General features: G+C 74.9%; 2 protein-coding genes. One reads left to right on the top strand and one right to left on the bottom strand.

Annotated features, from left to right (window positions below):
- Window positions 1–780: glycosyltransferase (locus G6030_RS02400; protein WP_182642089.1), on the bottom strand; the 780-nt coding region annotated here is incomplete at its 3' end.
- An 18-nt stretch (window positions 781–798) separates the two neighbouring features.
- Here G6030_RS02400 and G6030_RS02395 point away from each other — a divergent pair.
- Window positions 799–1539: polysaccharide pyruvyl transferase family protein (locus G6030_RS02395; RefSeq protein WP_187701466.1), on the top strand; the 741-nt coding region annotated here is incomplete at its 3' end.

Genomic DNA, 1539 nt, shown 5'->3' with positions numbered 1-1539 from the left:
CGCCGCGAGTGCGGCGGGGATCCGCGGCACCGCGCTGAGGAGCCCTCTCCGTCCGTCCGCGCTGCGCATCCCGTCCACGACCTCACCCGCGACCGCGCCCGCCGGCAACCGGAGGACCGCGGTGAGGAGCCGGCTGCGGGTGAGGCCGGCCCGGCGGATCCCCGGCGCGTCCCGCACCGGTGACGGGTGGTGGTGGGCCACGAGGTCCGGGACGTGACAGATCTGCCAGCCCGCGTCGTGCAGGTCGAGGGCGACCCGCTCCTCCTCGCCGGGGAAACGGATGACGTCGTCGAACCCGCCCACCCCGAGGAACGCGTCGCGGCGGACGATCGCACCGCATCCGACGAAACCCAGCAGGGCCGGGCCCGGGGCGTCGGGTGCGGTGCCCAGGGGCGAGTCGGCGAGCACCGCGTTGATCGGGTCCGGCTCGCCTCTCGGCCCCACGAGGATGGTGCCGGCGGCCAGGCCGAGGCGCGGATACTCGGCGAAGAGCCGCACCGCCCGCTCGAGGGAGTCCGGTTCCCACCACGAGTCGTCGTCGGCGAACGCGACGAGTTCGGTCCGCGCCGCCCGCGCACCGACGGTGCGGGCCCTCGCGGCGAGGTTCTCGGGCGACGCGATGACACTCACGTGGTCGCCCGCGGCGCGGCACACCTCCACCGAGTCGTCGTCCGAGGCGTTGTCCACGACGATCACGGGCGCGTCATGGCGGGGCAGGGTGGCCCGGAGGTCCTCTCGCCGGTTCCTCGAGGCCACCACGACGGTCACGTTGGTGTTCACCGGCCCGAGGCTAGCCCGATGAGCCGGGGCTGGCGGGGCGGAGCCGCGTCGGGCAGGCTCGACGGGGTGCGCGTACTCATCGTCGGTTGGTCCAGTCCCCTGCACGGCGAGGCCACGGCCGGCGACGTCCTGGCGATGGAGGCGGTGGCCCGTCGCCTCACCGCCGACGGGATCGGTCACGACACCGCCTGGAGCGCGGTGATGTGCCCGCCCGGCGGCCTCCGCCTCGACGACGTCGACCCCGCCCGCTACACCCACGTGGTCTTCGTGTGCGGCCCCGCCAGCGGCGACGCCGCGGTCGAGATGCTGGACCGCTTCCCCCGCTGCCGACGGATCGCTGTCGGCGTCAGCGTCGTGGACCACGCCGATCCCCTGCTCGACCGGCTCGACGCCGTGATCGCCCGCGACGCCCCCGGTTCGACCGCGCGACCCGACCTGGCCGCACACGTCCCGCCACCGGCGGTGCCCGTCGTCGGGGTGTACCTGACCGGTGGCCAACAGGAGTACGGCGACCGGCGGCGCCACGAGGCCGTGATCGGCGCGCTCACCGACTGGCTGGGTGGCCTGGACGCGGCGCTGCTCCCGCTGGAGACCCGACTCGACCCCCGCGACTGGCGACTGCCCTCGACGCCCGGTCAGGTGAGCTCGGTGATCGCCCGCATGGACGCCGTGGTGACGATGCGGATGCACGGACTCGTGCTGGCCCTGCAGGCCGGTGTGCCCGCACTGGCGATCGACCCGATCAGCGGTGGTGGCAAG

Source organism: Dietzia sp. E1, assembly GCF_014145015.1.
Classification (GTDB): domain Bacteria; phylum Actinomycetota; class Actinomycetes; order Mycobacteriales; family Mycobacteriaceae; genus Dietzia; species Dietzia cinnamea_A.
The sequence above is the reverse complement of the archived record's forward strand: the minus strand, read 5'-3'. Positions and strand labels throughout refer to the sequence as shown.